This is a genomic window from Rhodovibrio salinarum DSM 9154, from assembly GCF_000515255.1.
Classification (GTDB): Bacteria; Pseudomonadota; Alphaproteobacteria; order Kiloniellales; family Rhodovibrionaceae; genus Rhodovibrio; species Rhodovibrio salinarum.
Genome location: NZ_KI911559.1, coordinates 2,795,591 through 2,822,163, shown reverse-complemented (window position 1 = coordinate 2,822,163; position 26,573 = coordinate 2,795,591). Strand labels below are relative to the sequence as shown.

At 66.1% G+C, this 26,573-nt stretch carries 25 protein-coding genes; 11 read left to right on the top strand and 14 right to left on the bottom strand.

All coding sequences use genetic code 11. From position 1 onward, the window contains the following. Positions 1-26 precede the first annotated feature (26 nt). Together RHOSA_RS0113060 and RHOSA_RS22415 are read right to left on the bottom strand one after the other, a co-directional pair. Positions 27-647 carry an SCO family protein gene (locus tag RHOSA_RS0113060; RefSeq protein WP_037256315.1) on the bottom strand — a complete coding sequence of 207 codons (621 nt, stop codon included), beginning with the start codon at positions 645-647 and terminating at the stop codon, positions 27-29. 317 nt (positions 648-964) lie between these two features. Next, positions 965-1,594, bottom strand: coding sequence for a TetR family transcriptional regulator (locus RHOSA_RS22415; RefSeq protein ID WP_037256312.1), 630 nt, complete (start codon positions 1,592-1,594; stop codon positions 965-967). 83 nt (positions 1,595-1,677) lie between these two features. Between RHOSA_RS22415 and RHOSA_RS22410 the strand changes: the two genes are divergently transcribed. The 3 genes from RHOSA_RS22410 to RHOSA_RS22405 are packed head-to-tail and all read left to right on the top strand — an operon-like array spanning position 1,678 to position 7,556. Next, a complete protein-coding gene (locus RHOSA_RS22410; RefSeq protein ID WP_156092730.1) occupies positions 1,678-2,916 on the top strand; it encodes an efflux RND transporter periplasmic adaptor subunit in 1,239 nt (412 codons plus the stop codon). Positions 2,917-2,920: 4 nt separating this feature from the next. Beyond that, positions 2,921-6,061, top strand: coding sequence for an efflux RND transporter permease subunit (locus RHOSA_RS0113045; RefSeq protein ID WP_027289017.1), 3,141 nt, complete (start codon positions 2,921-2,923; stop codon positions 6,059-6,061). Beyond that, complete coding sequence (locus RHOSA_RS22405) at positions 6,054-7,556, top strand: efflux transporter outer membrane subunit (protein WP_200372020.1); 1,503 nt, start codon at positions 6,054-6,056, stop codon at positions 7,554-7,556. The genes RHOSA_RS0113045 and RHOSA_RS22405 overlap by 8 nt, the downstream gene beginning before the upstream one ends. Positions 7,557-7,692: 136 nt before the next feature. Here RHOSA_RS22405 and RHOSA_RS24325 read toward each other — a convergent pair whose 3' ends face one another. The 8 genes from RHOSA_RS24325 to RHOSA_RS0113000 all read right to left on the bottom strand — a co-directional run bounded on the left by RHOSA_RS24325 (position 7,693) and on the right by RHOSA_RS0113000 (position 13,488). Further along, the gene (locus tag RHOSA_RS24325) at positions 7,693-8,763 is read right to left on the bottom strand and encodes an energy transducer TonB (RefSeq protein ID WP_027289016.1); all 1,071 of its coding nucleotides are present in this window, start codon (positions 8,761-8,763) and stop codon (positions 7,693-7,695) included. A gap of 3 nt (positions 8,764-8,766) precedes the next feature. Next, positions 8,767-9,165, bottom strand: coding sequence for an ExbD/TolR family protein (locus RHOSA_RS0113030; protein ID WP_027289015.1), 399 nt, complete (start codon positions 9,163-9,165; stop codon positions 8,767-8,769). After that, positions 9,162-9,593 (bottom strand): ExbD/TolR family protein, encoded by a 432-nt coding sequence (locus RHOSA_RS22395; protein ID WP_051432126.1) that lies wholly within the window; start codon positions 9,591-9,593, stop codon positions 9,162-9,164. The genes RHOSA_RS0113030 and RHOSA_RS22395 overlap by 4 nt, the downstream gene beginning before the upstream one ends. Further along, positions 9,553-10,290, bottom strand: a complete 738-nt coding sequence (locus RHOSA_RS0113020; RefSeq protein WP_051432125.1) for a MotA/TolQ/ExbB proton channel family protein — start codon at positions 10,288-10,290, stop codon at positions 9,553-9,555. The genes RHOSA_RS22395 and RHOSA_RS0113020 overlap by 41 nt, the downstream gene beginning before the upstream one ends. A gap of 58 nt (positions 10,291-10,348) precedes the next feature. Then, complete coding sequence (locus RHOSA_RS22390) at positions 10,349-10,798, bottom strand: hypothetical protein (RefSeq protein WP_037258361.1); 450 nt, start codon at positions 10,796-10,798, stop codon at positions 10,349-10,351. 619 nt (positions 10,799-11,417) lie between these two features. Continuing rightward, positions 11,418-11,729, bottom strand: a complete 312-nt coding sequence (locus tag RHOSA_RS22385) for a DUF2218 domain-containing protein (RefSeq protein WP_037256306.1) — start codon at positions 11,727-11,729, stop codon at positions 11,418-11,420. After that, complete coding sequence (locus RHOSA_RS22380; RefSeq protein WP_051432124.1) at positions 11,723-12,562, bottom strand: alpha/beta hydrolase; 840 nt, start codon at positions 12,560-12,562, stop codon at positions 11,723-11,725. The genes RHOSA_RS22385 and RHOSA_RS22380 overlap by 7 nt, the downstream gene beginning before the upstream one ends. Then, positions 12,559-13,488 (bottom strand): helix-turn-helix domain-containing protein, encoded by a 930-nt coding sequence (locus RHOSA_RS0113000; protein WP_027289013.1) that lies wholly within the window; start codon positions 13,486-13,488, stop codon positions 12,559-12,561. Before RHOSA_RS0113000 ends, RHOSA_RS22380 begins: the two co-directional genes overlap by 4 nt. A gap of 375 nt (positions 13,489-13,863) precedes the next feature. Here RHOSA_RS0113000 and RHOSA_RS0112995 point away from each other — a divergent pair, with 375 nt between their 5' ends. Next, positions 13,864-16,035, top strand: a complete 2,172-nt coding sequence (locus tag RHOSA_RS0112995) for a TonB-dependent siderophore receptor (RefSeq protein WP_051432123.1) — start codon at positions 13,864-13,866, stop codon at positions 16,033-16,035. A 27-nt stretch (positions 16,036-16,062) separates the two neighbouring features. After that, entirely contained in the window at positions 16,063-17,196 is a 1,134-nt protein-coding gene (locus RHOSA_RS22375; RefSeq protein ID WP_051432122.1) for an ABC transporter substrate-binding protein, read from the top strand. On the opposite strand, the gene RHOSA_RS22370 is transcribed toward RHOSA_RS22375, so the two are convergent. Continuing rightward, positions 17,193-18,017 carry an ABC transporter ATP-binding protein gene (locus RHOSA_RS22370; RefSeq protein WP_051432121.1) on the bottom strand — a complete coding sequence of 275 codons (825 nt, stop codon included), beginning with the start codon at positions 18,015-18,017 and terminating at the stop codon, positions 17,193-17,195. The genes RHOSA_RS22375 and RHOSA_RS22370 overlap by 4 nt on opposite strands. Then, the gene (locus RHOSA_RS0112980) at positions 18,017-19,042 is read right to left on the bottom strand and encodes a FecCD family ABC transporter permease (protein WP_242468783.1); all 1,026 of its coding nucleotides are present in this window, start codon (positions 19,040-19,042) and stop codon (positions 18,017-18,019) included. The genes RHOSA_RS22370 and RHOSA_RS0112980 overlap by 1 nt, the downstream gene beginning before the upstream one ends. A gap of 377 nt (positions 19,043-19,419) precedes the next feature. On the opposite strand from RHOSA_RS0112980, the gene RHOSA_RS0112975 reads away from it, so the two are divergent. The 6 genes from RHOSA_RS0112975 to RHOSA_RS0112950 all read left to right on the top strand — a co-directional run bounded on the left by RHOSA_RS0112975 (position 19,420) and on the right by RHOSA_RS0112950 (position 23,876). Continuing rightward, positions 19,420-19,677: a PqqD family protein gene (locus RHOSA_RS0112975; protein ID WP_027289010.1), complete on the top strand. Its 258-nt coding sequence runs from the start codon at positions 19,420-19,422 to the stop codon at positions 19,675-19,677. Positions 19,678-19,682: 5 nt separating this feature from the next. After that, on the top strand, positions 19,683-20,702 hold the full coding sequence (locus RHOSA_RS24320; protein WP_027289009.1) for a radical SAM protein: 1,020 nt from the start codon (positions 19,683-19,685) through the stop codon (positions 20,700-20,702). Positions 20,703-20,726: 24 nt separating this feature from the next. Continuing rightward, positions 20,727-21,671: a prenyltransferase gene (locus RHOSA_RS0112965; protein WP_027289008.1), complete on the top strand. Its 945-nt coding sequence runs from the start codon at positions 20,727-20,729 to the stop codon at positions 21,669-21,671. Between the two features lie 11 nt (positions 21,672-21,682). Continuing rightward, positions 21,683-22,660 carry a radical SAM protein gene (locus tag RHOSA_RS24315; RefSeq protein WP_027289007.1) on the top strand — a complete coding sequence of 326 codons (978 nt, stop codon included), beginning with the start codon at positions 21,683-21,685 and terminating at the stop codon, positions 22,658-22,660. 22 nt (positions 22,661-22,682) lie between these two features. Then, positions 22,683-22,826 (top strand): hypothetical protein, encoded by a 144-nt coding sequence (locus RHOSA_RS25180; RefSeq protein ID WP_156092728.1) that lies wholly within the window; start codon positions 22,683-22,685, stop codon positions 22,824-22,826. A gap of 90 nt (positions 22,827-22,916) precedes the next feature. Continuing rightward, positions 22,917-23,876: a radical SAM protein gene (locus tag RHOSA_RS0112950; protein WP_027289006.1), complete on the top strand. Its 960-nt coding sequence runs from the start codon at positions 22,917-22,919 to the stop codon at positions 23,874-23,876. 42 nt (positions 23,877-23,918) lie between these two features. On the opposite strand, the gene RHOSA_RS24310 is transcribed toward RHOSA_RS0112950, so the two are convergent. Together RHOSA_RS24310 and RHOSA_RS22350 are read right to left on the bottom strand one after the other, a co-directional pair. Beyond that, positions 23,919-24,953: a TIGR01620 family protein gene (locus RHOSA_RS24310; protein ID WP_081728714.1), complete on the bottom strand. Its 1,035-nt coding sequence runs from the start codon at positions 24,951-24,953 to the stop codon at positions 23,919-23,921. Next, positions 24,950-26,365, bottom strand: coding sequence for a YcjX family protein (locus RHOSA_RS22350; RefSeq protein ID WP_037256302.1), 1,416 nt, complete (start codon positions 26,363-26,365; stop codon positions 24,950-24,952). The genes RHOSA_RS24310 and RHOSA_RS22350 overlap by 4 nt, the downstream gene beginning before the upstream one ends. Between the last annotated feature and the right edge of the window lie 208 nt (positions 26,366-26,573).

Here is a 26,573-nt window from a genome sequence, read left to right as displayed (position 1 = left end):
GTCCGGCCCGCGGACGCGGAAGACGATCAAGCGCGGATCAATCGGTTGATTTCTTTGACGGCGCCATCGATGTCGGCATCGCTGCTGCTGAAACGGGGCAGCAGAAGCTGGGCGGTCCCATCAGGGGCGAATAGGTAGACCGATTGCCCGTGCGTCACCCGGTATCCCCCGGGGGCTTCGGGGTCGACGTCGTAGGTCACGCGATAACGCCGGGTGATGGCGGCAAGCTGGTTGTCGCCGCCGCGCAGACCATCGGCCCGGTCGGTGAAGCCGCCAACGTAGTTGGCCAGCGCCGTCGGCGTGTCCCGTCGGGGATCGACCGTCACGAACAGGATCGACAGATCCTGGGCGCGCGGGCCCAGTTGGTCGGCCACGCGGCTGAGGTTTTGCAGCGTCATCGGGCAGATGCCCGGACAGTGCGTATAGCCGAAGAACAGCGCGACGACTTGACCGGTATAATCGGCATCGGAAACCTGGCGGCCGTCGCGCACGCGGGTCAGTGTGAACGACAGGTCGGGTAGGATGCCTGCGACATCGACCCCCAGCGTCGACGACTGCTCCCGGCAACTTGCGGCGGTCAGCAGCGGTGCGGCGGCGATCCCGGTGAGCACGCTGCGTCGGGTGATCGGAGGATTAATAGGGGCCATAGGCAACTAATGCAGCGACTCCGAATGCGGTCGCCAGGAAGATCACTGCGACGGCGATCAACGCTAAGGCGAGGGTACGGTTGGGCCCGTGCGTTCGCGCCCGCAGATGTGTGGCGGACAGTGGTGTGGCGGAGGTGTTGCCTGGCTCTTGTTCGCTCATGATTGATCGATAGCGCGTTTGTCTCGTGGGGCCGATGTCCTGCGATCCGGCATGGCGGTCGTAGCGGCTTGTGCGGTCACCGTCGCGCTAACTAGGTGAGATGTCCACGCCAGGAGGATCATCAAGGGCACCGGCGCCGCCATCCAGGTGAAGGGGCTCAGTGGGGCGGGCGCCCAATGCGCACACCATCCAGAAAGGTGCGGAGAATCAGCCTCGCGTTCGCTGCGAGATCGACCTGATCCGGGGCTTTCAGCCAGTTACTGTGGACGCCCTGCATGTAGCTGTCGAACGTCCAGGTCGCGAGTTCCGGGGTGATGTCCGTGCTCAGCGTGCCCTGGGCGCGGGCCTTCTGGAACAGCCTTAGGACGACGTTATGGATATCGGTTTTGACGGCATCTTCCTCGGCAATGAAAAGGTGGTGATGCCCAAGGCGGACGCAGCCATGCAGTAGGATCCGGCAAACGCGTTGGTGGCGCGGGTCCTGGGCCAGACGTAGTAGGGCTTGTTCACTGACTTGGCGCAATTCTTCCAGGGCATCGGCCGTTTCTGCCCGGACGTCGGCAGCACGCAGCTCATCGAGCGGAAAAGCGGCGCGCGCGACCATGGAGTCGAGCAGGTCTTCCTTGTCCTTGAAGTGCCAGTAGATTGCGCCGCGGGTGACACCTGCCTCGCGCGCAATCTGGTCCAGCGTCGTCGCCGGAATGCCGTCGCGCTCCATCACGTCCTCGGCCGCGTCGAGAATCGACTCACGCGTCGCACGCGCTTCGGCCTTGGTTTTTCGCGCCATGTTCGCTCCAGCTCGGTACCAAGTTCTGCTGGTACCGGAATTCTGACTAATTCATTCGAGGATCTATTTACATACCCACGTGTATGTATATTTTCAACGTCAGTTTTCCATTCGGCATGTGCGCCCGAGGCAGGCGCACGCCCCCTATACCGGAGCCCTGGATGATCGACATGCGTCTTATCGCCCGCCTAGGCGCGGCTGTATGCCTTGGCGCCGTCTTGACGGCGTGTGGTGACAGCCAAAGCCAAGGGCAGGGCGGCAGCCGTCCCGCGCCCCAGGTGACGGCGCTTACCATCCAACCGCAGGCCGTCACTGTATACGAGGAGTATGCCGGGCGGGCCCAGGGTGCGCGCGAGGTTGAAGTGCGCGCCCGCGTGGAAGCCCCGATCATTGAACGCCGTTACACCGAAGGTGCCTTTGTCAAAGCCGGCGAGGCCCTGTTCCGGCTTGATCCGAAGCCGTTTGAGGTTGCCGTCGAACGCGCCGAGGCGCAGGTCGAGAGTGCCGAGGCGAGCCTACGACAGGCGCGTCGGCAATGGGACCGCGTCGAGCGGCTTTACGAAAGCAAGGCCGTGAGTACCCGCGAACGTGATGAAGCACAGTCTCAGCTTGAACTCGCGCGCGCGGATGTTGCGCTGGCGGAAGCTGGACTCGCGGACGCGAAGATTGATCTTGGCTATACCGAGATCACGTCCCCGGTTTCCGGCGTCACCGACCTCGAGGCATTGCCGGAAGGCGGTCTGGTTCAGCCGGGCGACCTTCTGACCACGGTCACGCAGCTCGACCCGATCCACGTGCGTTTCGCACTGCCTGAAGACGATGCCTATGCCCGGGAGCGGGCCGAGGAAGCGCTGAGCGGTGGGGGGAGCAGCAGCAGCCACACCGCGCGTCTGATCATGCCGGACGGCAGCCTCTACGCTCGCAAGGGCAATGTCGACTTCACCGACAGTTCGGTAGATCCGCAGACTGGGACGGTGCGTGCGCGTGCCGTGTTCTCGAATCCCAACCAGAAGATCCGGCCGGGGCAGTTCGTGCGCGTGCGTCTGGAGACGGCCACCTTGTCTGATGCGCTTGTCGTCCCCGAGCGTGCGATCGCGACGGATCAGCGCGGTGAAGCGGTCTATGTGATCAACGATGAGGAGGTCGCGCAAAGGCGGGCCATTGAGTTGGGACCAACTGTGGCGGCCGGTCGCGTGATCGCGGACGGTCTCGAGTCGGGCGACCGGATCATCGTCGACGGTTTGGTGAGTGTGCGCGACGGCGCGCCAGTTCAGGCGAAACCGCTACAGGCCGCTGATCGCGGTGAGGCCGGCGAGGAATAACCCCATGCTCTCCAAGTTCTTTATCGAACGGCCGGTTTTCACTGCCGTCATTTCGATCGTGATCGTGCTTGCCGGTCTTGCCGCCACGCGGGCGCTGCCGGTGGAGCAGTATCCCAGCATCGTACCGCCACAGGTCGTTGTGAACGCCACCTATCCCGGCGCCAGCGCGGACACGCTGTCCCAGACGGTGGCTGCTCCGCTTGAGCAGGAGATCAACGGCGTCGACAACATGCTGTATATGGCGTCGACCAGCACCGATGCCGGGACCAGCGAGGTCACGGTCACCTTCGAGATCGGCACCGACCCAGACCAGGCGACGATCGACGTCAACAACCGTGTCCAGGCCGCCGAGGCGAGCTTGCCGGAACCGGTGCGCCGTCAGGGGATCGAGGTCCAGAAGCGCTCCAGCAACATTCTGCAGGTGGTGACGCTGACGGCACCTGAAGGCGACTACGATACCGTCTTCATCAGCAACTATGCCCTCTTGAACGTGATCGACGAGCTCAAGCGCGTGCCCGGCGTGGGCGACGCGCGCCTGTTCGGCGCGCAGGACTACGCCATGCGCGTGTGGCTGCAGCCGGACAAGCTGAGCCAGTACGATCTGACCCCAGGGCAGGTCGCTGAGGCGATCCGCGAGCAGAACCGTCAGTTCGCCGCCGGTAGCTTCGGTTCTGAGCCGACTGACGAAAACCTCGCGTTCACCTATCGCGTCACCACCAAAGGGCGCCTCACCACGGCCGAGGAGTTCGGCAAGATCATCCTGCGCGCGCGGTCGGATGGTTCTATTCTGAGGCTGTCGGACGTCGCACGGGTGGAACTGGGCGCGCAGGATTACGGATTCTCCGCGACCTACAACGGCGATCCGACCGTGCCGATCGGCCTTTACCTGCAACCGGGCGCCAACGCGCTTGCAACGGCGGAGCGGATCAGTTCCACGCTGGAAGAAGTCTCTGGCCGGTTTCCCGAAGGACTGGACTACAACGTTCCCTTCGATACCACGAAGTTCGTCCAGATATCGATCGAGGAGGTTGGCAAGACCTTTGTCGAGGCGCTGATCCTGGTGGTCGGCGTGATCTTCATCTTCTTGCAGAAATGGCGAGCAGCGTTGATCCCGCTGTTGGCCATCCCGGTGTCTTTGATCGGCACCTTTGCCGGGATGCTTGCGCTTGGCTTCTCGATCAACCTGCTCACCCTGTTCGGCATGGTGCTGGCGATTGGCATCGTCGTCGATGACGCCATTATCGTGATCGAGAACGTCGAACGTGTGATGCACGAGGAAGGATTGTCACCGCGGGACGCCGCGATTAAGGCCATGCAGGAGGTGGCCGGGCCGATCGTGGCAATCACGCTCGCCCTGATCGCGGTGTTCCTGCCAGTGGCCTTCCTGGGCGGCCTGACCGGGCAGCTCTATCGGCAGTTCGCGGTGACGATCGCGATCTCGGTGTTCATCTCCGGCGTGGTCGCTCTGACGCTCAGTCCGGCCTTGTGCGCCCTGATGCTCAAGGCGAACGACAAGCCGCCAATGAAGCCGTTCCGTTGGTTCAACAGCGGCTTCTCGAAGGTGACCGAGGGCTACCGGCGGACCGTCTCCTTCTTCCTGCGCCATGCGGTGGTCGGCGTCGCGCTGTTCTGCCTGCTTGTCGGCGGTACGTTCTATCTCTTCGAACGTTTGCCGAGTGCGTTGTTGCCGCAAGAGGACCAGGGGTACGTTTTCGTCTCCTTCTCCTTGCCTCCCGCCTCAGCGCTGAATCGGACAGAGGCGGCGCGCGATGAGATCAACGAAAAGATCCTCGGATTGCCGGAGGTCGGCAAGGTCACCAGTTTCGCGGGCTTTGACCTGATCGCCAGTGCGCAACGCACCAATGCCGGCATTTCGTTCGTTAACCTCGATGACTGGAGTGAACGCCAAGAACCGGGCCAAAGCTCGTTCGCTTTGACGAACAAGATCATGGGGATCGGGGCCGGCATCGAGGAAGCGCAGGTAATCGCCTTCAACCCGCCGCCTATTCAGGGTATCTCAACCACCGGCGGTTTTGAGTCCTACATTCAGAGCCGCGGGGGCGGCGACATCAATCGGCTGAAGGAGGTCGTTGACCGGTTCGTCGCGGCGGCCAACCAGCGCCCCGAATTGACCCGGGTGCGCAGCAATCTGACGACGGATGTGCCGCGCTTCCGTGCCCAGCTGGATCGGGAGAAGGCGAAGGCCCAGGGTGTGCCGATCGATCAGGTGTTCGACACCATGCAGAGCACCTTCGGCGCCCTTTACGTCAACGATTTCACGCTGTTTGGCCGCAACTACCAGGTGAATCTGCAGTCGGAGTCCGACTTCCGCGACCGGCCCGAGGATCTGCGCAAGGTCTCGGTCGCCTCGGATTCGGGTGAACTGGTGCCCTTGACCTCGCTGATCGATGTAAAACGTCAGCTGGGCGCGGACATCATCGAGCGGTTCAACGCTTTCCAGGCTGCCAAGATTCTGGGTGAGCCGGCGCCTGGCTACAGCTCCAGCCAGGCGTTGCAGGCGCTCGACGAAGTGGCGCAGCAAACGCTGAGCAATGACGAAACCCTGTCCTGGATCGGCCAGGCCTTCCAGCAGCAGCAGGCCAGCCAGGCCTCTCAGCTCGCCTTTGTCGCGGGTATCGTCATGGTCTTCCTGATCCTGGCGGCGCAGTACGAACGTTGGACCATGCCGCTGGCGGTGCTGACGATCGTGCCGTTCGCGGTGTTCGGCGCGGCCCTCGCGGTGCTGCTGCGTGGCATGCAGACGGATCTGTACTTCCAGATCGGCCTGTTGGTCCTGATCGGCCTCTCGGCGAAGAACTCCATTCTGATTATCGAGTTCGCCATGCTGGAGCGGAAGGAGGGCCGGACGCCGTTCGAGGCGGCGCTCAACGCGGCGCGTCTGCGCTTCCGGCCGATCGTGATGACGGCCCTTGCCTTCATCATGGGCGCGCTGCCGCTGATGTTCAGCACGGGCGCCGGTGCCGCGGCCCGGCAGTCGATCGGCACCGGTATCGTCGGCGGCATGCTCGCTGCGACGCTTCTGGCGCCGATGTTCGTGCCGATGTTCTTCATGCTGATCGAAAAAATGTCGTTGTGGCTGCGTGGACACCGCGGCAACGCGAAGGAGGAACCGCAACATGGCTAGGCATCCTTGGCGAGCTCATCCCGGGGTCGCGACCCTGGCCGCCTGCCTGCTGATCGCTGGCTGTACCGTGGGCCCGGACTACGAGCGGCCCGAGTCCGACATGCCGGAGGCTTGGCAGTCGGAGATTCTAACCGGCGGCGATCGCACCCAGGAGCTGGGGGCGTGGTGGACGCGGTATGACGATCCCGTGCTGATCCGGCTTGTCGAACGGGCACAGCGGGAGAACCTCGACATCGCCGCCCAGGCCGCCCGGGTTCGCCAGGCGCGTGCGGAGCTGGGGCTGCAGAAGGCCGAGCAGTACCCGACGGTCGACGCCCAGGCCGACGCCGCGCGCCAGCGCAATAGCGAGGAGGGAACCGCGAGCGGTCCGGCCGCCGGGATGACCTTCAATACCTTCTCGCTTGCGGCTTCGCTCAATTACGAGCTGGACCTGTGGGGGGAGACTGAGCGGCAGGAGCAGGCCGCACGTGCACGTCTGTTCGAAAGTGCGTTCACGAAGGACGCGGTGCGTCTCAACGTCGTCACGGACGTTGTCACCACCTACTTCAACCTGCGCGCGGCCGAGCGGCAGTTGGCCATTGCGCGGGAGACCGCACGCTCGCGCGAGGAGACGCTGCAGTTGCAGGAGTCCCGGCAGGACGCCGGCGACATCGCGAGCCTGCCGGTGCAGCAGGCGCGTGCGGAGTTGGAGACGACACGCGCGGCGATCCCGCCGCTGCGCGAGCAAATCCGACGCCAGCGCACGGCGCTCGCCATTCTGGTCGGCGCAACGCCGAGGGAGATCGTTAACGAACTGGATACGCAGGGGCCCCCGCTCACCGAGGCCCAGGTTCCCCAAGGGATCCCGGCTACTCTCCCGTCGAATCTGCTGGAGCGTCGCCCGGACGTGCGAGCGGCAGAGGCCACCCTTGTCGCGGCGAATGCGGATGTCGGCGTCGCGAAGTCGCAGTGGTACCCCAACGTGAACCTTGCCGGATTGCTGGGGGTCGAGGCCCTTGAGACCAGCGATCTTTTCCAGGGGAGCGCACGGACCTGGAGCATCGGGGGATCGGTCTTGCAGCCGCTGGTCTACTTCGGGCGGATTCAATCCAACGTCGACAGTGCGGAAGCAGCCCGCGATCTCGCTGGTGTCAGTTACCGGCAGACTTTGCGCACGGCGTTCCAGGAGGTCGACATCTCTCTGACCGCGTTGCAGGCCTCGCGAGAGCGGCTTACCGCGCGCCAGCGTCAGGTGTCAGCTTTGCAGGAAACCCTTGAGGTCGCAGACCGGCGGTACGAGGGGGGATTCACCAGCTATATCGACGTGTTGGATGCGCAGCGTGGCCTCTTTGACGCGCAGCTGGCCATGGTCGAGGCGCGTCGCGACGAACTGACGGCGGTTGCGACGCTGTACAAGGCGTTGGGCGGTGGCTGGTCGAACGACCGGGACATCGGCGCCACCTCGCGCGACACAGCCGGTTCAAACGAGCCGACGAGTTTCATCGAGGGCTTGTGAGGGCGCACCTTCGCGCCCGGTTGCCCGGTCCTGCTATCGCTTTAATGAGATCAAGCGCGATCGCTGAAGGTGAGGTTTACTTTCAGCGATCGCGCTTTTTTGAGTCCGCGCCCTATACGGGATAGGGACTCGATGCCTATCTGATCGCGAAGCGTACGGGGACGGTCAGTTGCATGCGGTCGCGGTCGAGATCGTCGGGGAAGGGCGGCAGCGGCTCGGCGCGGCGGATCATCTCGCGGGTGGCCTCGTCGAGCATCTCGTGGCCGGAGCTTTTGACGATCTTGAAGGACACGACCTGACCGTTGCGGGTCATTTCGAACTGTAGGGTGACGGTGCCATTCATCCGGCGCATGCGCGCGCGCCGGGGGTAGCGCTTATGCCGTTCCAGCCATGCCTTCAAACGGGCCAGGTAATCGGGGTGATCGCCGGGCGCCCCGCCGCCCGCCGACGATGGGCCGGTTCCGGCGCCCTGGGAGGTACCTTCGCCGGCTTGTCCGCGGGTGCCGGCGACATCTCCTTCGGTCTGCTCGGCGTCGGTGGTCCCCGTTTGAGATTCGCTCGTGGTGTCGTCGCGGCGTGATTCGGCGGTCTGTTGCGGCACCTGAGTGTCGGGTTTTTCGGCGCGTTCCACCTGAGCCGGTTTCGAGGGTGGCGGCGTGGGCGCGTCGGCGCGTTGTTCGGTCTCTGGCGCTGGCTTTTGGGGTTCTGGCTTCTGGGCAACCGGCTTGCTGGGCGGCGGGGCCGGAGCGTCCGGGGTTTCGGCTGCCGGAGCTTCGGCCGGTTCGGTCGGTGCCGGTTCGGCTGCATCGACGGGGTCGGACTCTGCGAGCAGCGCTGGGTCTGCGCCGTCGACCGCTGGGGCCGTCGTCGGTGCGGCGGTTTCTGGTGCTGCCGATGGTTGAGCGGTCTCGGCGGGGGCGGGGGGCTCCGCCGGCTCCACCGGTTCGGCCGTTTCCGTCTCGGACGGTTCGACCTCCGCGGGCTTGGCCTGGGTCGGCTCGGCTTCAACCGGTTCAGCCTCGGCCGGGGCTGCGGCCGTCTGGGCACCCGCGGGGCCGCCGGACGGGCCAAGACCGACTTGGATTCCGCCCTTGCCCGCGCCTTGGGCGCCACTGGTGGGGGGCTGCCACACGGCCGCAAGCGCAAGCAGATGTCCGCTTACCGCCAGCGCCGTGCAAGCCAGCCAGTGCCGTCGGCGAAGATGCATGGCTTAGTTATCCCGCACGGTCAGCAGACTGATCCGCTTGACCCCGGCGGCGCGCAACTCGCTCATCAACGCGATCACGCGGGTTGCCGGTACCTGTGAGTCGGCCTTGAGGCGCAGGCGTTCGGGAATACCGCCATCGCGTTCGCCGAGCGCCTTGGTCAGCGTCTCCAACGTGACGCGCGCGCCGCCGAGGGCCAGCTGCCCGTCGGTGCCAACCGCGAGCGTTGCAGGGCTGTTGTCCGCCGCGTCCTCGCTGTCGGAACGTGGCGGTGCGACCTCAAACGGCGGGCTTTGGCGCAACTGGCCGGCCAACATGAAAAAGATCAGCAGCAAGAAGACCACGTTGATCAGGGCGATGGTGCTTTCCGGGGCGGGCCGGTGTGTCGGGCGCTGCAGCTTCATTGCGCGTTCCCCGCCGTGTGCACGAACTGCGCCTGCGTGATTCCGCTGCCGCGCGCCTGGTCCAGGACGTCGACCGCCCGCTGGGTTGTGACCTCCGGCCCCGGTTGGATCAGCAGCCGCGCTTCCGGTCGGGATTCGGCCAACTCGCGCAGGCGCGCGGGGAGGTCCGCCGGGGCGATCCGCTGTCCGTTCAGGTCGAGCTGTCCGTCGGCGTGGATGCGCAGCAGCAACGCGCCCGTCATCTCGGTCGAGGCGCCGCCGCCGGCCGGCGTCTGCAGATCGATCGCCCGCCAGTCGAGGAAACTGGAGGCCAGCATGAAGAATACCAGCAGGATGAAGACGACATCGATCAAGGGCGTCAGGCTGATCGCCGCTCGCGCGCGTCCGCTAGGACGCCGCAGACTGAGCGGCCGGGTACGCACGGGCATGGCGTGGGTGGCTTTCGGTGTCGTGAGTATCGGGCGCGTGCGCAAGCTCCGCGGTGAACACCTGCGTGACGGCGTCCTCCATGGCATGGGTCGCCCGTTCCACGCGCCGGTCCAGCCAGCTGGCTGCGGCGGTGGCGGGGATCGCGACGCCCAGGCCGACGGCCGTGGTCATCAGCGCTTCCCAGATACCGCCGGACAGCACCGACGGATCGACCTGATTGCCGGCGGCGGCCATCTCCTGGAAGGCATCGATCATGCCAAGGACCGTGCCGAACAGGCCGAGCAGCGGGCTTAGCGTCGCGATCACGTCCAGGACGCGCAGGTGCGAGCGCAGCGCTTCCAACCGAACGCCGGCCTGGCGCAGCGCTTCCTCACGCTGCAGCTCGCCGGCATCCGGCCGGTCGCGGCGGAAGCGGATCGCCGCGGCTACGGTTTGAGCGACCGGGTTCGGGTGATCGTCGAGCGTGGCGAGCGCGCTCGGGACGTCGCCGCGGCGATAGGCGGCAAGGCTGTGCTCGACCGTGCGCCGGTCGCTCAGGCGCAGGCGCCGGAACTGCCAGAGCTTGGCCAGCACAACTGCAAGCGCGGCGACCGACATGGCGGCCAGGACGGCGACGACCGGGCCGCCGAGCTGCAGCAGTTCGCCGCCGCGGGCGAACGTATCCTGCACGGCGGTGAGGAAAGCGGAAAGGTTCACGGCGAATCGGCTCCTTGCCGGGCAGGCCGGCTATGCGAGGCCGGCAACTTGAGACGGGCTATTTGATGAAGCTGGCTGCGGCGCGCGAGGCTGGTGTGCTGCGTGGGCCGCAACGGGGCAGGGGGCCGTCCGGGGTCCGGCAGGCCAGCACATCGTTCAGCAACACGCGCTCGATCTCGCCGCAGGCCAAGCCGCTCAGGTCGAACGGTTTGACCCGGGTCTTGCCGGCCGGTAGCGGCCCAGCGTCGATCGCCATCCGCTGGGCGATCACGCCGTCGGGATCGAACAGCACGAGATCGAGCTTGTAGTCCTGCAGGCGCTGGTCCGTGGCGTTGGTGAAGACGAAGTACGCCCGGCAGGCGCCTTCGCGCGGCTCCAGCTTGTTGAGTTCGACACGGATCGGCGCCGCCTCCGGCGCGCCCTCGGCGGACCCACTCTCGGCTAGCGCCGGCTCCACCGGCAGCATCGCCAAGGCCAGCGTGAGCAGACAAGCGACGGGCTTGAGCATGCGTTTCTTTGCTCCGATGAATGGCTCGGGATTGCCAACCGCGACGTACCGGATGCACGGCACACAGCCCGCCTCGGCCTCGAAGGGAACCGTGGCGCGCGTTTGGTCCAAGACCGGCGTGTGACCAGGGTCGGACGGCGGTCTGTCCTGCCGGTCGGCCGGGCAAATCGGTTAGCGGCTGGTTCGCGAACTCCTCTTGATCGGTCGTGGTGAGCGGGTGACAACGCCGATGCTGCTGTTGCCGGTTCCGTCGCGAAGATGCAGGCAGGCTCACGGGCTTCACGTCATCCTGCCTGCGGTGTCGCGGTTCCCTGGAACGTCGAGGTGATGCGTGCCAGCTGCGCGCAAAGCGCGTGGGCGCTGGCAATCCGTTTCTACCGCATCCACCGCGGCGATCTCAGAAGGGATCGCGGGACCGCGAGCACGGTCGACGACACCGCAACCGCGCATTCGGCGTTGCGCGCCCGGCACGTTAATGCAGATGCATATTAGGTGCAATTGCGAAAAAAGGCGTGCGCGCGGGGGGGAACGAGGTTTCTGTGTCGGTGATCAGTGTGGATATCTATGTGCGCGTGGTCTCTGACAGGTTCCGCTGCACTGTCGATCTACCCCATGAGCCTCAGCGCGTCGGTTGGACCTTTTCGGGAGCCCCGGCATGCCAGGTGATGGCGAGATCCTCCCGCCAGGCAAACCGGACCAGATGGTTTTCGACGATGCCCTGGACCTGTTTGAGCGACTCGTCATCGGCGGCCTGACAGACGATGGTCAGGGTCGTGTCGTCCGATTCAAGGCGGCACTGGCCGCTCGCGAACTCGATCTCGCCCCAGGTCTGGTCCCATTGCGCCGGGACTTTATGAGCGAAGTGTTTGCACAGCTGGGCGAGATAGCGGCTGGCCTTGTCGCTTTGGATATGCGTGCTGGATGTCAGCATGACGAGGCTTGTTCTCCTGAAGAGGTGTGAGATCCCCCGGCGTGCTGCAGGGCAAGGGGAAGGGAATGATCGAGCGCGTCGCGATGACCGCACCCGGTCAGGATACGGGTGGTGACATCGAGGTCGGAGCGCCGCTGGAGGCGAGACGCAAGCGCCAGCGTTGCGGGTGCGGGGCCCGGGTTGGCCGGTTTCGGCCGATCACTGCGCGATTCGCGATCGCCGAGCATGACGTGGACGGATGCCGGGGCGCGGGACCGCGTGGCCGCCGCGCGTTCCAGCGTGACCATGACGTCATCGCCCCACCAAAGCGACGGACTGACCGGCAGATAGCTCTGGAAGGCTTCCGGTCGGGTGAACAGGGTATAGAGAACGAACAGGCCGCCGAAGGAATGGCCCCACAGGCTGCGTCCCGAGGGGTCGATGGGCACGTCGCGTTCGGCTGCCGTTCGGAGCTCACCGAGGAGGTCCTGCTGGAAGGTCGCGGCGCCGCCGGCCATATACTCCGGGCGCTGCGGGTCGAGCGCGGGCCCGCGACCGTCACGCGGGGGCGTGTAGTCGCACCGCCGTCGCGCATAATCGAATAGCCCGTCGGTGTCGTAGCCGAGCCCAACCACCAGCAGGTCCGGCACCCGCGCCAACAAGAACGGTGTGAGCCCTGCGAACGCGGCATTGCCATCGAGCAGGTAGAGGCTTGGGTGTCCGGCCGGGTTGGGACAACTGGGCACAGCACGGTAAAGGCGGTAGCGACGGCCACCCGAGGTTTCGACCGTGTGCTGGGAAATCTGGTGGCTTGCTGGGCTGTCTGATGTTGGCCAAGCGGCGGCTGTGGTCATTGAGGACGCGCCTGTCGCACCACCTGGCTGGGCGTTCGTCCGAAATGCCGACGGAAGGCCGTCGAGAAGTTGGCGGCGCCCGAATAGCCGGCAAGGTGCGCGGCTTCCTTGATGGAAACACCCTCGCGCGTCAGCGAGTCGTGCGCACGTTCCAGGTTGTAGCGACGGATATATTCGAACGCGCTGATGCCGTGGATCGTCTGGAACAGCCGCTGGACGGTCCGGTTACTGGTGCCGGCAAACCGCGCCAGTTCGTCGAGCGACAGCGCGGTTTGGTCGGCCGTCGCGATGTACGCCTCGATCCGGCGCATGCGGCGTAGGTCACGGGGGTCGGCGCGCCCCGTTTCCGGGCCGGTTGGCCTGCCAATGAGATCGCCGAAGGCTTGGGCGACCAGCTCGATCGTCGTGCTTTCGAGATGCAAGCGGTAGAACGGTTCGGGCTGCCGGGAAAGTTGCAGAATCCGCTCGGCAAGGGCCACCACGCCGGTGCTTGGGATCCAGTTACGCTGGGCGAGGTGGACCTGCGCGAACCGCTCAAGGTCGAACGAGGGACTGCGGCCGACCAGTCCGCAGTCGGCCAGCCAGTCCTGTGAGAGCGTGACGCTGACCTTGCGGACGCGGCTACCGCGGCAGCCGCGGCGCTCAAGCAGTTCCGGCCGCACCCGGGTCGTGATCAAAGCGCGCGGGCCGGCCCCTTCGACGAGGCCTTGGCGGACATCCGGAAACAGCGAACGGCCGCCGAGGGTCGCCGCCACGGAGCCGTTCAGGAACACCTGGATCGTGATCCCTGGACGCTGTTCGATGCGCGTGACCAGGTCGTACAGATCGACGGCATCCGAGTACTGCACGAGCAAACCGGGACGCAGGGCGCAAACGCCGAAGTCGCCATCGAGGAGCGGTCCGTTGGCAGCGTGTGGTGTCACCACACGGAAGTTGCGCCCCAGCGGCTGTGAACATGCAGCGAGTGTCGCGCCGTCCACCCTGCGGGCGGGCTGTCCGTTCGATAATCCCATTCAGTGCTCTCCGTACCTGGCCCAGCAGGGGGCTGGGCCCGCCTGACGCAAGGCGGCGCGCTGCGGCGTGACTTCCCGCCAAACAACTTTGGCATGCCCGCAAAGCTCTCAGGCGTACCGGTGTCCGCGTTTCTCAGGTACGAGAATGAAACTCATTCGCAGTAGAGTGCAAGTCCGGTGTGCGCTTGGGGGCGGCTTTCGCCGGAGATTGCGTTGAAAAGCGAACGCGTGCCTGGCGGAGCATCCGGCCTCGCCGTGTCCAGACCTAAAAGGGGGGTCCGACCTACAATGACTGTCTACACCGTTTCCTGGCGCCATCGCCCGTCCGTCCGGGTTCTGGCCGCCGTGCTGTTTTCCAGTCAACTGGCCGTGCCGGCTCTGGCGCAAGAGGCCGGCGCGGAGGCCGAGGCCGCCAGCCCCGCAGCCGATAGCGGGGCCATCGAGCTGCCCGAAATGGTGGTGACTGGATCCGGCTACGAAACGGAAACCACGGACAGCTATACCACTGACTTCATCAGTGTGGGGGAAAAAGACACACGCCTCTGGCGCGAGGTGCCGCAGTCGACCACCGTGTTGACCCGGGAATACCTGGAAGACCGCAACGCCAGCTCACTCGATACGGCGCTGCGTGATGCGCCGGGTCTCCTGGTGCTGGACAATGACAATGGTCGTTCGAGCCTGTACTCGCGCGGGTTCGAATTCGACTCGCTGTCCTTCAATGGTCTGCCGGCGCCGCTGTCCAGTATTTACGGCACCCAGCCGGATATGGCGATCGTTGATCACGTCGAAATTCTCAAGGGTCCGTCGGGGCTGTTCGCCGGCGCCGGCGAGCCGGCGGGTGCGATCAACATGCACCTGAAGCGGCCGCTGCGCGAGTTCCAGGGCAGCAGTGAGGTGTCGGGCGACAGCTGGGGCGGGGTGCGCGGCGAAGCCGACCTGTCCGTGCCGTTCACCGAAGACGGCGATGTGCGTGGCCGGCTCGTCCTGGCGCGCGGGCATGACGAGGGTTGGGTCGATAATAACGACAACGACGTGTCGGTCGGCTATGGCACGATGCAAGCCGACCTCACCAACATGACGACCGCGTCGCTCACGATCAGTCACATGCAGCGTGATATCGAGCCGTATAACGGTCTGCCGACCTATGCCGACGGCACGCTGCTCGACATCGACCGGTCGACCACGACCGGGGCCGACTGGAACGACTTTGACAACCGCGTGACCGATTACATCGGCGAGTTGGAGCATCGTTTCGCGGATGGCGGCCACGCCAAGGTCTCGGCGCGCTACTCGGACCGCGATGTCGACTTTCTCTACGGCTATGCCGGCAGCGCCGCCGCGGCCAACGGGGATATCTCCAGCGTCAGTTGGCTGGCGCGCGATTACGAGGAAACCTCGCTTGCGCTCGACAGTCATATCAGCAAGCCGATCCGGCTGTTCGGCCAGGAGCATAATGTCCTGGTCGGGGCGGATTACCAGCGTTTCGAGAACACCTTCAAACAGGGCCGCGGCGCCACCGGCGACACCAACAACATCTTCCACTGGAACACCAACCTGACGCGACCCAGCGTCACCTACAGCTCGCAAACCGAAACGGAGACGGACCAGTACGGCCTGTATGGCCAGGTTCGGATCAAGCCGATCGACGACCTGACATTGATCGGTGGCGGCCGTTCGACGTGGTACCAGTCGGAAACAACAGACCTCCTCACCTCGACGCAAACCGGCGAGCAGGATGTCGATGCCGAGTTCACGCCGTATGCCGGTGTCGTCTACGACCTGACCGAGACCATCTCGCCCTATGTCAGCTACACGGAAATCTTCCAGCCGCAATCGCAGGTCAATGCGAGCGGTCAGACGCTCGAGCCGCGTCAAGGCTCGCAGTACGAGGCCGGTGTGAAGGCATCTCTGCTGGACGGTGGGCTGAACGCCTCGGCGGCGGTGTTCCATCTGACCGACGAGAACAGGCCGATGAGCGATGGGGCCGGCAATACGGTCGCCGGCGAAGAGGTCGAGGTCGAAGGCGTCGAGTTCGAGGTCAGTGGCAATATCCAGCCGAACTGGGAAGTCCTCGCGGGCTATACCTACAGCCGCTCCGAATATGTCAACGGCACCAACTCGGGCGACGTGTTCAGTACCTACACGCCCCGGCACATGGCCCATCTTTGGACCAAGTACCGCTTTAACACCGGCGGCTGGATGAACGATCTGTTCGTCGGCGGTGGCGTGAAGGCGTTCAGCGATTTCAAGTCGATCAGCCGGGGCACGACGATCAACGCCGACGGGTACGTCGTGGTGGACGTGATGGCCGGCTACGACATCACCGACTCCGTCACCGCGACCCTGACGGTGAACAACCTGTTCGACGAGAAGTACTACTCCCGCGTCGGTGGCGCGAGCGTGTTCAATTTCTACGGCGAGCCGCGCAGCGCGCTGCTGAGCCTTAAGGCCGTCTTCTAGAAACCAGCCGATAAGGACGCGATCAGGATGGTGCGGCGGATTGCAACGGCGCTTGCGGTGGCTTGGCTGATGGTCGGGGGCTGCCTGTCCCCCGATCCGGTGCGCGCGGAGATCGCGGTCACCGATCTCGATGGCCACCGCGTCGTGCTAGAGCAGCCCGCCCGCCGAATCCTGATCGCGGACGGCCGGTTCCTGATGGCGCTGGCGCTGATCCACCCGGATCCGGTCAGCCTCCTGGTCGCCTGGCCGCACGACATCGACCATATCGGCCCGGCGACCTACGCGCGTTTTCGCGCGCATGCGCCTGAAATCGCCGACTTGGCCAAGGTCTCTACCGGCGCGCGGGTGCAGTCGGTGGAACGGATCGTCGCCAGCGATCCCGATCTGGTGATCGTCTCCGCACACGGGCACTTGGCCGACAGCCAGCGTCGAGCGATCGAGCAGGCAGGGATCCCGGTGCTGACCCTCGACTTCTTCATCCATCCCTTGCGCAACCTCGCGCCCAGTCTGCGAATCCTGGGGCAGGTAACGGGTCAGGAGGATCGGGCTGAGGCGTTCCTCGCGTTCCGTCGGGCGCACATGGATGCGATCGCGGACCGGTTGACGGGCGAGGACGTAACTAGGCCCAGCGTGTTTCTCGAACCGCATGCCGGCTACACCGAGGACTGCTGCAACTCCGTTGGCGCCGGCAACATCGGCGAATACATCGCGTTTGCCGGGGGCGAGAACATTGGCGCAGCGGTGATCGAGGGCGCGCGCGGCACCCTCAACCTCGAATACGTCATTTCCCGCGCGCCGGAGGTCTATATCGCAACCGGCGGCCCACACATGGAGGGGCATGACGGTGTCGTCTGCGGGCTTGGATATCAGGCGGTGCGCGTCCGGCAGTCGCTGGCGCGCGTCGTGGCACGGCCTGGTATCGCGCAACTGCCGGCTGTCCGAAACGAACGTGCCTACGGGCTGTCCCACCAGTTGCTGAATTCGCCGCTGGATATTCTGGCGCTGGAGATGCTGGCCAAAGCCATCCACCCAGAGCGGTTCCAGGCCCTCGACCCAGAGGCGACGAAGCAGACGATCAGCGATCGCTTCCTGCCGATCCAATTGGATGGCGCGTACTGGGGTGGCCTGGCGCCGGGGCAGTTGACCATGACTTCGGACTAACGGCTAGGCTGTCCAGTCGCGTCCCCTGTGTCCAACACATCCTCCACGATCACCTGCAAGGCGTCGTCCTGCGCGTCGCCAAGCACGCGGGCGCGGACGCCGTAGACCTGCGCCAGGGTATCCGCGGTCACGGCCGTTGCCGGGGGACCATCCGCCACTACGGCGCCGTCCGAAAGCACCACCACGCGGTCGCACCAGCGGCTGGCGAGCGCGATGTCGTGGAGCACCACCACGGCAATGATGCCGCGCTCGCGGACGAGTGCGCGCACCAGATTCATCACCCGGAACTGATAGTTCAGGTCGAGCGCGCTGGTTGGTTCGTCCAGCAGCAGCACCGTTGGCTCCCGCACCACCGATTGGGCGAGGCTGGCGAGTTGGCGCTGTCCCCCGGATAACTCGGTCAATGGGCGGTGCGCCAAGTCGTCGATGCCGAGCCGTTGCAGTGTTTCCATGACCTGGATGTGGGACTGTTGGGCCGGTTGCCGGGCGCCGGGTGCGACCTTGAGCGCGCTCAGCGTGGCCTCGAACACGGTGAGCGCGACGCGTGGCGGCAGCGACTGCGGCATGTAGGTGACGCGTGCGGCATGCGCCGAGCCGGGCAGGGAAAGCAGATTATCGCCGCCCAGATAGAGCGCCCCCTTGGCCGGCTGCAGTCCGGCCAGCGCGCGTAGCAGGGTGGTCTTGCCGGTGGCATTCGGCCCGATCAGCGCGGTGATCTCGCCGCTGTGGAAGGGGGCCAATGTCAGGTCCCGGATCACCGTGCGTCGGTGGTAGCCGACCCGAAGCCGTTCGACCTGAAGCGAAGTGGTGTCGCGTATCATCAGCCCTGTTCCCGACGCAAGTAGATCAGCACGACGAAAAAGGGGATTCCGATCAACGCCGTCACGATCCCCACGGGGAGCAGGGCGCCCGGCACGATCGTCTTGCTCGCGACGGACGCAAGCGACAGCACCAACGCGCCGCTGAACAGGCTGGCCGGCAGCAGGAACCGGTGATCTTCGCCGACCAGCAGGCGCGCGATATGCGGCCCGACCAGGCCGATAAAGCTGATCGTCCCGACGAAGGCCACGGCGGTGGCCGCGAGGATGCTGACCCGCAGTAGGGATAGGAAGCGCAGGCGGCCGACACGAATCCCGAAGCTGCGCGCGCGGTCCTCGCCCAGCCGCAGGGCGGTCATCGTCCAGGCGCTGGCGAACGACCAAGGCAGCATGACCGCGACGATCACGGCCAGAACCTGCAGCTTTTGCCAGTTCGCCCGGGCGAGGCTGCCCATGCTCCAGAACACGAGCTGCTGCAGCGCTTCCTGGCTGGCGACGAACTGCAGCAGCGCGACCAGGGCGTTGAAGGTGAACACCAAGGCGATGCCGAACAGGATCAGGGTCTGCACCCCACTGCCGCGCGCCTGCGCCAGCGCCTGCAGCAGAAGCACCGAGCCGAAAGCGAACACGAAGGCGTTGCCGGAGATGATCCAATCATCGGCGACGCCCGGCAGGCCCAGACCCAGCACGATGGCGACCGCCGCCCCGAAGGAGGCGGCCGAGGAGACGCCGAGGGTGAAGGGGCTGGCGAGCGGGTTGTCCAGGATCGTTTGCATCTCCGCGCCGGCGAGCGAGAGCGCACCCCCGACCAGCAGGGCCATGACGGCATAAGGCAGGCGCACGTCCCAGACGATGACCTGGACGGTCCGCGCCACCGAATCGGGCGCGAGGATCGCACGGACGACATCCAAGGGATTCATATTGGATGGTCCGGTCGCGACATCGGTCACGAACGCCAAGGCCGACGCCCCCGCGAGCGCGATCAGGACGACGGCGTGGCGTTTGACCTGGGCACGGTAGCGGACCAAGCCTGAATCTGTTTCGGCGGTTTTCGTCAAAGGACAGGGGACGCGGTCAAATGGGGTCAGATGGTCTCGCGGACATGCGCATCATCACGTATACCGCTGGTCGATCGAGTCGGGTGTCGAACGAGTTGCCATCCCCATAGCATGGGTGCGCAGCGCAACGGACCCCTCACGGCAAAATTCCCCTGCCGGTGCGGCTTGCAGTGGCGTATACCGGGCCGCGCAATGCGCGATAAGGGGATGCCCTAGAGGTCGGTTTACTTGTGGCAACTCAGTGTCAAGGAATCTGGACACTAGATGTGTAATTTTTCGTTGACACCTGGCAACGCTTGCGGGACCCTTTGCCCGCTACGTGTATCCTGAGATGTGATGGTGTAGGCATGCAACTGGCGAAATACGTCAAATTCCGGCAGGAAAAGTTCGGTGGGGTTTTGTTCGAAACCCGGTCGGAGAAGGTCTACGCCCTGAATCCAACCGCGGCCGCCGTCGTGCGCGAGATCCAGGCTGGCACCCCAGAGGACCAGATTCCGGCACGTCTGAAAGCCTCCTATGATGCTGACGAGGCGGCGCGGATCGACCGCGAGGCGATGGTCTTCGCGCAGCAACTGCGTGAGCGCGGTCTGATAGTTGAGGACTAGGCGTCATGGATGGGTTCGAAGGTGATGGGGGTGTCGGTCACGCCCAAGACGTCGGTGTGCGTCCTCAGCCCGCGACCCCGGGGACGACCACCTCGGGGGCGCTCGGCGCACCGCTCTATCTCGCTTGGCAGCTGACCAACGAGTGTAATTTTGCGTGCCTGCACTGCATTGAGGAGAGCGGTCCGGGGCGTGCCTTCAAGGACGAGTTGAGCGACGCGCAGGCGTTCGACGTGCTGCGCCAGGCGATCGATCTCGATGTGCCCTATATCTCGCTGTCCGGCGGCGAGCCGATGGTGCATCCACGCTTCTTCGATCTGGTCGAGTATGCCGCCGGCCGGGGTGCCCAGCTCAAGATCGAGACCAACGGCCAGTATCTGACCAAGGAAGCTTGTCAGCGGCTCAAGGAACTCGACGTGAAGTCTGTGCAGGTCTCGATGGATGGCGCCAGCCGCGAGACCTTCAACAAGATGCGCGTGCGCGGCGATTTCGACCAGGTGATGCAGGGCATCCGCAATCTGGTCGAAGCGGGCGTGCCGCTGGAGATCAACTACTCGCCGACCAAGTTCAATACCCACGAGATCGCCCGCGCCGTCGACCTTGCGCATGAATTGGGCGCGCAGAACTTCTACACCGGCCGGACGATGTACACCGGCAACGCGGTGAAGACGTGGCAAAAGCTGGTCCCGAACGAGGACCAGTACATGCACTATTTCAACACGCTCTACCTGAAGCGGCTCGAGTATATCGGCCGGATGCGTGTGCACTATCACGAGCTTGGCCTGCGTCAGGAGATGCGCGAGCGGCTGGAGAACCCGGCGGCGCTGCTGATCGTGCTACCCAACGGTCTGGTCAAGCTGATCAATGCGCTGCCGTTCATCTGTGGCGACCTGCGTACCGAATCGCTGGCGCAGGTTTGGTCGAACTTCCAGCGCGCCTGGCAGGACCCGCGTGTCGCGGACTTCGTGACCGAACTGGAGCAGGATTCGACCAAGACGGCCGAGCTGCACCGTTGGATCTATGTCTAACGCGCCAGTGAGCGGGGTAGGGCCGTGAGCGAGCACGTTCAGACCTATGCGCCACGTCCGTCCAGCCTGGTGATCTTGCTGGGCCGGCTCGCCAGCCTCGTGCGTTACCGCTTTTTCCTCTACGCCGGCTTGCTGCCCTACCTGCTGGGCGCGGCCTGGGCCTGGGCGATGCTGGGCACGTTCGATGGCACGCTGTTCTGGATCGGCCTGGGCGGGATCGTGCTCTCGGTGGTCGGCGTCGAGGCGTTCAACGAGTACTTCGACAGCCGCATGGGCACCGACCGCGTGTTCGATCCCGAGGACACGCCGCCGATGTCGTCCGCGGTGTTGTGGCTGGGCGTTGCCGCCTTCGCTGGCGCGCTGGCAGTCGGGCTGTACCTGACCTGGCTGACCGGCTGGCCGATCCTGCTGTACGCCGGTCTGGGCGGAATGGCGGCTGCCTTCTACGTCGCGCCGCCGATCCGCTTCGCCTACCTCGGCCTGGGCGAGACCGTGATCGCGCTGTCGTACGGTCCGCTGATGGTATTGGGCAGCCTGCATCTGCAGGTCCAGAGGTTTGATGCGGACGTGATCGGGCCGGCGTTGCTCGCCGCGCTGGTGCCCGGTTTCCTGATCATGGCGCTCGCCGTCACCAACGCGATCCCCGACTTTCATCAGGACCGCCTGGTCGGCAAGCGCAATCTGGTCGTACGCCTGGGCCGGGCGCGCGCGGTCTGGCTGTACAACGGCCTGGCGGCGCTGGCGCTCGCGGTCGTGGTCGTTGGGGTGGCCGGTGGCGTTTTCCCCTGGCCGACGCTGGCGGCACTCGCCGCTGCGCCGCTGCTCTGGCGCAGTCTGCAGTGCGCCCGCACCACTTGGCAGACGCCACGGGCCTTCCTCCCGGCGGTACGCGCGATCGTGCGCTGCTACCTCGTCACCACCGTGCTGTTCACCCTTGGGCTGCTGAGCCAGCCTTGGCTGGCTGGATAGGGGAGGGCGCAATGACAGCAAGCGCGACTGGCGCCCACCAGATCGATCGACTGGGCGCACCGCTGTTCGTCTCCTGGCAGCTGACCCGGGACTGCGATCTGGCGTGCGTGCACTGCTGCACGGAAAGTGCCCCTGGCAAGCCGATGGCGAACGAACTGTCGCGCGCCGAGGCGCTGGCGTTTGCCGACGAGATCGTCGCGGCGGGCGTGCCCTACGCCATGCTGTGCGGCGGCGAGCCGATGGTCGTGCCGCACTTTTTGGAGGTTGCCGAGCGGCTGGGCCGGGGCGGCGTGCAGCTGAAAATCGAGACCAACGGGCAGCGCTTCGGTCCGGCGGAGGCCGTGCAGTTGGCCGAGTTGCCGGTACGCAGCGTGCAGATCAGTCTGGATGCGGACGACCCGACCACCTACGCCCGGCAGCGTCCGGGCGCGTCGCTGGAGAAGGTGCACGCAGCCTGCCGGGCGGTGCGTGCGGCCGGCCTGCCGCTGGAGGTCACTTTCGCGCCAACCCGCGTTACGATCACGGAGCTGCCCGCGGCGCTCCGGCGGGCACGGCAATTGGGGGCTTTCCGGTTCAATACCGGCGCGCTGATGCGGATCGGCAATGCCGCGCGCAACTGGCGCAAGCTGGTTCCCACGGCTGAGCAGTACGACGCCTTCCGGGCGGTTCTGGATCGGGAGGCCGAAAGCGGCGAGGCGGGCATGGAACTGGCCTACCTGCCGTTCCGCATGGAGGACGGGCTGCGTCAGACGGCGGCCGAACCGCCGGCGACCCTGCTCGTGTTGCCCGACGGCCGGGTCAAGGCGTCGGCGGCGCTGCCCTACATCGTTGCCGACGTGCGTCGGGACGGCCTGGCGCAAGCTTGGCGATCCTACTGCCAGGCCTGGCATACATCGGCGCTCCGGGAGGCCATCGAGGCGGCAATCGCCGACGGCGCCCGGCACGCCCAGGCCAATGCCTGGCAGGAGCTGGCGGAATCCACCGCCTGAGCAGTAAGAAAGGAGGTGACGTATGAGCGAGAGCGTGACCGAGACGCGCGAAGCGCGTCAGGAGGAGCGGTCGGCGGCCGTGCAGGAGAAGACGGCCTGGGAGACGCCGGAGATGGAAGACGTCTCCGAGCAGGTTATGGCACAGCCGTACATCCGCTTCACCTAAGCCGGGTCCGGGGCCGGTCCTGCCGACCGGCCCCGGCCTTTCTTGCCGCCTGTTCCATTTTCGCCCATTAGCCAAAGTCGAGTTGTTTCGATGCGTCCCGGTGCCGCCGTCGAGGACTTTAGCGCCCCTTTGTTTATCGCCTGGCAGCTGACCAATAGCTGTGCCGGTCGTTGTCCTTCCTGTTGCGAGGAGTCCGGGCCGGACAAGGGCTGGTCGGACGAACTGACCCGCGAGGAGGCGCTGGACGTCGCCCGGCAGATCACCGAGGCCGGCATCCCCTACGTCGCCTTTGGCGGTGGCGAGCCGCTCGGCGTGCCGCACGTCTGGGAGATCTTCGAGACGCTTTCCGAGGCCGGCACGGCGATCAAGATCGAAACCGATGGGCGTTACGTCGACGCGGCGGCCGCGACCCGGATGGCGGGGCTGCGGGTCGATAACGCTCAGATCTCGGTCGATGGCGCCCGGCCGGAGACGCACGCGCTGATGCGTCCCGGTTCCGCCAGCTTCGAGCAGGCGACCGGCGCGCTGCGCCGGTTGAGTGACTGCGGCGTGCCCGCGGAGATGGTATTCACGCCGACCACCCACAATCTGGCTGAGATGGCGGACGCGTTCGACCTGGCCGTCGAGCTTGGCTGCAGCGCGTTCGTCACCGGTCCGTTGATGCGCCTCGGCCGCGCGGCGGCGTCCTGGTCCACGCTGATGCCCGATCCGGAAGCCTGGGCCGAGGCGGTTACCGAGCTTCGGATGCGGGCGGCGCTTCATCGGAACGCGCCGACCCGCCTATCGATCTATCCCCACGACATCGAGCAGGAAATCGCCGACCGGCTGGACAGCCCGCAGGCGATGATGCTGATCGTCCCGAACGGTCGGGTGAAGCTCTTGAACGCCTTGCCGTTCGCCCCCGGCGACCTGCGCCAGCAAAGCGTGCTCGAAGCCTGGGGCAGTTACCAACGGGCCTGGCGCAGCCCGCAAGTGGCGGATTTCATCCACCGCTGCGCGGACCAACCCGATCTGCTGCTGCACGCGAACGAGACCTGGTCGGTAGCCTAGCCGGTTCCGCCGCCGCGTCGATCTCCAGCAGGTCAGTCTGGACTACGCCTCCTCGTCAGGCTGGTTCTGCGGGCGATGACCGCCGATCACGTCGGAAAGTGCGCGCCGGACCAGGGACCGCGCGCTCGTCCGCCTGGACGTCGAGGTTGGCACCGGGCGGCACGCTTCCATCGCCGCCAGCCCCAGACGCGCTGTCAGCAACCCGTTGGCGATCGCACTCGCCATCGAGGTCGAGACCCGTCCGGCAACGCCCCCGCTAACCAGATCGTTGACCGCGTCCTGAACCGTCTCGAACAGGCCGGCGGCCAGCACATTGCCGAAGGCGGTGCGCGTCAGGCGGAGCGACGCGGCAACCCGGGGACGGGCGCCGTACAGGGTGGCGACCTCGCGGATCATCCGGAGGCTTGTCCAGGCCGTCACACTCGCGTCCAGGAGGGCGAACGGGCTCAACGCCGTTGCCGTCGCGTTCCGCCGTACGGCACGTGTGATCGCCAACTGCGCCCGCTCGTCGAGGTTGGCCAGCACATGGATCTCGAACGCGGCGAGCTGGTTCGCGGCATCCCCGATGCCCTCCGCGTCGCGGCGGAATGTCCGCAGCTTGCCGTCCAGGTCGGGTCGGGAGGCGTAGACGGCCGTCAGATCCCGGATCAGTGAGGGATCGTCGGCCACCGCGTCTTCGCGGACCTGCCGCGCGCGGTCGTTCAGGCGGTCGAGCCGACGCAGGTCGCGGAACCCGCGCAGCTCGCCGACGCAGCCGAGGACCAGACCGGCGATCACCAGCCCGACCCCGCCGGTGACGAGCCAGCCCGCCCAGTCGGTCGGGTTCATCACGGTCGCCACGGCTTCCTGTACATAGGCACCCGCAACGGCGACTCCGAGCAATCCGAGCCCGGCGACACATACCCGAGGCCAGATCAATTTGCCCCGACGCGGCGACGGCGCGTTTGGCGCGCCGGCCGACGCGGTCGCCGGCATGCCCGCGTCGGCCGGGCGCGTGTCGGGCCGCGCGGGCGCGGGGGACGGCGTTGCAGCCTGGTCCAGCCGCCGGGTGTCCGGGCGCGGGGGCCTGTGCGTCATGCCAGATCGTCTCCAAGCAGGAACTCGATGGCGCGGTCGAGGCGCTTGTGCGGCCAGGCATCGCGCCGGCCGAGTCCCTTGGGGGGCAGGAAGCGTTCGAGGGCGAACAGGGCCTGCGACTGATCCGGCGTGCGAGTCCCGTCCATCGGCGCGTTCGCGAGGTCGCCTGGATCGTGCATATAGGCGTTGCCGTCGGTCTGCAGGCCGGCGACGTAACGTCGCCCCGGGCGGTCCTGGGCCGTGACTTCGCGCGTCGCGGCGAGGGCGGCCAGCGTCATCACCCGGGTTTCGGCGCCACGGAAGCGCGCGGCTTCGTGGCTCTGGCCAACGGCCGCGCGCATCCGTTCGAGCAGCACGTCGTGCTGGTCGCTTGGCACCAGGTCGGCTTTCGTACTGGCGTAGAGGACCTTCTCCACGCTCGGCCGGATCTGTCGCGGCAGCCAGCCACGCCCGAGGCGCATGGACTCCTGCAGGTCGCCCAGCTCGTCGTCGAGCATCGGCATGCCGATGCCGTCGCGGGCGAGATGGCCCAACAGGTCCACCAGCACGACCTGCCGATCGAGCTTGGCAAACGTTTGGTCGAAGAACGGCTGGACGATCCGGCGCCGGTAGGTGTCGAAGCGTTCGGCCATCACCTGGCGCAGGGTGCGTCCGCCGAACTCGCGCACGAACGGGATCGCCTGGAGGACGCCGTTGACGGCGTCACGGCCCGCCGGCGGCAGGGGCGCGAAGGTCAGGCTCGGCATGTCGGGGTCCATCCCGGGGCCGGGCAACAGCAGCCGCCCGGGATGCAGGCGGTTGGCCCGGCCGGTGGCGTCGCGTCGGGCCTCGACGTATTGCTTGAACAGCCGCGCCGCCGTGCCGGCCCAATGGTCCAGGTCCTGGCGCGTGGTCGCATTCGTCTGATTGACGAAGTCGAGGTAGGCGCGCGCTTCCGGGCTGTCGCCGGTCGTCTGCATCTCGCCCAGGAGCGCTTGGGACCAGGTGTCGTAGTCGGACCGGGCGAGCAGGACGTCCAGGAGCCATTCGCCCGGGTAATCGACCAGTTCGATCCGAAGCTGCCGGTCGCCCAGTTGCCGGGTGAGCGCGTTGGTCGGGGTGTACCGGACGGCCAGCACGATCTTGGAGATCCGGTCCGTGCTCTCGGGCCAGCGTGGGGCGCCCCCGTCCGCGCCGGTAATCGCGTCGGCGTTCGCCTGGTAGGGGAAGGCGGCGACCCCGTCGGAGGCGTCGAGCGGCATCACCTCGACCCCCTTCAGTCGGCCGTCCCGGATGGCCGAGACGTTCGCGATGGCGCCGCGATGGCGAAGCGCATGCACCAAGGACGTCAGGAAGACGGTCTTGCCCGCGGTATTGAGGCCGGTGACGCCGATGCGCACCCGGCGGTGCAAATCCAGATCCAGGCCGAGCATAAGGCTCCTGTTCGCGACGCGCGCTGCTACCCTCGTCTTTGACCGATGATCTTATAGGCGACGCCCGCGCCTCCTCGATAGGGGCAGGTGCGCGCATGCGCGTTGGGGCGCTGGGTCAGCCTTGAGCGCTGGCGCCGCGGGACGCCTTCAGGGGGGAGCGATAGAAGACCGATAAGGCGGTCTCGTTTGCGCCAACAGTGCCCGTACA